The 3,267-nt window shown below is 75.2% G+C and carries 3 protein-coding genes; all 3 read left to right on the top strand.

What is annotated here, in order from left to right; genetic code table 11:
• The coding region (locus J3P31_RS21085) for a transketolase (protein WP_246849737.1) at positions 1-796 on the top strand (796 nt) is incomplete at its 5' end.
• Positions 797-798: 2 nt separating this feature from the next.
• Positions 799-1,761, top strand: a complete 963-nt coding sequence (locus J3P31_RS21080) for a transketolase family protein (protein WP_210530503.1) — start codon at positions 799-801, stop codon at positions 1,759-1,761.
• Positions 1,758-3,227: an FGGY-family carbohydrate kinase gene (locus tag J3P31_RS21075; RefSeq protein WP_210530502.1), complete on the top strand. Its 1,470-nt coding sequence runs from the start codon at positions 1,758-1,760 to the stop codon at positions 3,225-3,227. The genes J3P31_RS21080 and J3P31_RS21075 overlap by 4 nt, the downstream gene beginning before the upstream one ends.
• Positions 3,228-3,267: the final 40 nt, after the last annotated feature.

Below are 3,267 nucleotides of genomic sequence, written 5' to 3'. Positions count from 1 at the left end.
GATCCGCGAGCGGGCGCTGTGGATGCGCCGGCGGGCGTTCCGGATGGTGTTCGAGGCGCAGCTCGGGCATCCGGGGGGCGACTTTTCGGCCATCGACGTGCTGGCCACGCTCTATGTGGGGGTGCTGCGGCACGACCCGGCGCGGCCCGGCGACCCGGGGCGCGACCGGTTCATCCTGTCCAAGGGGCACGCGACGGGGGCGCTTTACACGGCGCTGGCGGCGGCGGGGTTCTTTCCCGAAGCCTGGCTCGACACCTACATGCAGCCCCGCTCGCGGCTCAACGGCCACCCCAACCGCGCCTACCTGCCGGGGGTGGAAACCAACACCGGGCCCCTGGGCCACGGCGTGCCGGTGGCGGTGGGCATCGCCATCGCGGGCCAGCTCGACGGCGCGGGGTTCCGCACCTTTGTGCTCACGGGCGACGGCGAGCTGCAGGAAGGCTCGAACTGGGAGGCGGCGATGACGGCGGGGCACCGCGGCCTGTCGCATCTCACGCTCATCGTCGACCGCAACCGGCTCCAGCAGGGCGCGGGGACCGAGGACACCAACGGGCTCGACCCGCTCGACGCCAAGTTCCGCGCCTTTGGCTGGGAGGTGGCGGAGGTGGACGGCCACGACCACGCCCGGCTTCTGGACGTGCTGGGCCGCCCGGTGGGCGAACGGACGCGGCCGCTGTGCGTGATCGCCAACACGGTGAAGGGCAAGGGCGTGTCCTTCATGGAGAACAAGGCCGCCTGGCACCACGGCGTGCCCAACGCCGAGCAGTTCGAGCAAGCGATGAAGGAGCTCGTGTGACCATGGCCCATCCCGCCCCCCAGACGGCCGGCCTTTACGACTGCCGCGAGGCCTGGGCCCGCACCCTCGAGGAGCTGGCCGCCCAGGACCCCCGCATCGTCGCGGTGGTGAACGACTCCGTGGGCTCCTCCAAGCTCGGCGGCTTCCAGAAGGCCTTTCCCGAGCGGCTCATCAACGTGGGCATCGCCGAGCAGACCATGGTGGGCGTGGGCGCGGGGCTCGCCAACGGCGGCAAGGTGCCCTTCGTCTCGGCCGCCTCGCCGTTCCTGACGGGCCGCGCGCTCGAGCAGGTCAAGGCGGACGTGGCCTATTCGAACGTCAACGTGAAGCTCGTGGGCCAGTCCTCGGGCGTGGCCTACGGCGAGCTCGGGCCCACCCACCATTCCCTCGAGGACCTGGCCTGGCTGCGGGTGCTCGCCAACCTCACGGTGATCGTGCCCGCCGACCCCTGGGAGACCGCCGAGGCCATCCGCTGGGCCGCGGGCCACGAAGGGCCGGTCTTCATCCGGGTGAGCCGGATGCCGGTGCCCGAGTTGGACATGCCCGGGCGCGCCTTCCGCGTGGGCCGGGCCGAGACCGTGCGGGCGGGCGACGACCTGGCCCTCATCGCCTGCGGCACCACCGTGCACCTGGCGGCGGCGGCCGCCGACCGGCTGGCGGCCGAAGGGGTGCGCGCGCGGGTGCTCAACATGGCCACGGTGAGCCCGATCGACCGCGAGGCGGTGCTCGAGGCGGCCGCCACCGGCGCGATCGTCACCGTGGAGGAGGCCAACCTCCAGGGCGGGCTGGGCGGCGCGGTGGCCGAGATCACCGCCCAGGCCCGTCCGGTGCCCGTCGAGATGGTGGGCTTTCCGGGCTTTCTGCCCACGGGCTCGGTCGACTGGCTGTTTGCGGAATACGGGCTCTCGGCCGAGGGCATCGCCGCGGCCGCCCGCCGCGCCCTGGCGCGCAAGGCGGCGCCGTGACCGCCCCGCGCGTCCTGGCGCTCGACCAGGGCACCTCGAGCACCAAGGCGGTCCTGGTCCAGGCGGACGGCGCCATCCTGGCCCGCGCCAGCCGGCCGCTGGCCTCGAGCTACCCCCGCGACGGCTGGGCCGAGCAGGACGCGGACGCGCTGTGGCACAGCGTCCAGGGCGCGCTGGCCGACATCGTGGCGCAGGCGGGCCCCGACAGCATCGCGGGCCTGGCCATCGCCAACCAGCGCGAAACGCTGGTGGCCTGGGACGCCCAGACCCACCGGCCCCTGGCCCCGGCCATCCTGTGGCAATGCCGCCGCACCGCCCCGGCCTGCGCGGCGCTGATCGCGGCGGGCCACGACGCCCGCGTGCGCGCCCTGACGGGCCTGGGCATCAACCCGCTCTTTCCCGCCTCCAAGCTGGGCTGGCTCCTGGCCAGCCTGCCCGCGGCGCGCGAGCTGCTGGCGCAGGGGCGGCTGCGGGCGGGCACGGTGGACAGCTGGCTGCTGTGGAAGCTCACGGGCGGGGCGAGCTTCGCCACCGACCATTCCAACGCCTCGCGCACGCAGCTCTTCGACACCGGGCGGCTCGCCTGGTCGGAGGAGCTGGGCGCGCTGTTCGGCGCCCCCGTCGCCGCCCTGCCCGAGGCGCGCCCCTCCGACAGCCGCTTCGGCGCGCTGGCGGCGGGCACCGCCCTGCCCGCGGGCACGCCGGTGCTGGCCATGATGGGCGACAGCCACGCCGCGCTTTACGGCCACGGCGTGCGCGGGCCCGGCGTGGTCAAGGCCACCTACGGGACGGGCTCCTCGCTCATGACCCTCACGCCCGGGCGCGTGGCCTCGGCCCACGGGCTGTCGGGCACCATCGGCTGGTCCACCCGCGCCGGCGGGGTGGCCTACGCGCTGGAAGGCAACATCACCGTCTCGGCGCAGGCCGCCGCCTGGGCGGCGGGGCTGCTGGGCCTGCCGGACGCCGCCGCCCTGTCGGCGCTGGCGCAGACCGTGGACGGCTCGGAGGGCGTGACCTTCGTGCCGGCGCTCGCCGGCCTGGGGGCGCCGCACTGGAACGACGCGGCGCGCGGCACCATCGCCGGGCTCACCCTGGCGCACCGCCCCGCCCACGTGGCCCGCGCCACCCTGGAGGCCATCGCGCTCCAGATCACCGACGTGTTCGCCGCCATGGAGCAGGACATGGGCCAGCCCCTCGACAGCCTGCGCGCCGACGGCGGCGCCTCCGGCAACGACGCCCTGATGCAGCTGCAGGCCGACCTGCTGGGCCGCCCCGTCCAGCGCGGCGCCTTGGCCGAGGTGGGCGCGCTGGGCGTGGCCGCCCTGGCCTTCGCCGCCCTGGGCGAGCCCTGGACCGCCCCCGCCCCCGCCGCCCGCACCTTCGCCCCCGCCATGCCGCCCCCCCAGGCCGCCGCCCTCCACCGCACCTGGCGCGCCGCCCTGGCCCAGGTCCTCCACACCCCCTGACCCAATCAGGAGATGAGAAAAGCCAGAAGGGGCACGAGGA

The organism is Rubellimicrobium arenae, assembly GCF_017916275.1.
In the GTDB taxonomy this organism is placed as follows: Bacteria; Pseudomonadota; Alphaproteobacteria; order Rhodobacterales; family Rhodobacteraceae; genus Rubellimicrobium; species Rubellimicrobium arenae.
The sequence above is the reverse complement of the archived record's forward strand: the minus strand, read 5'-3'. Positions and strand labels throughout refer to the sequence as shown.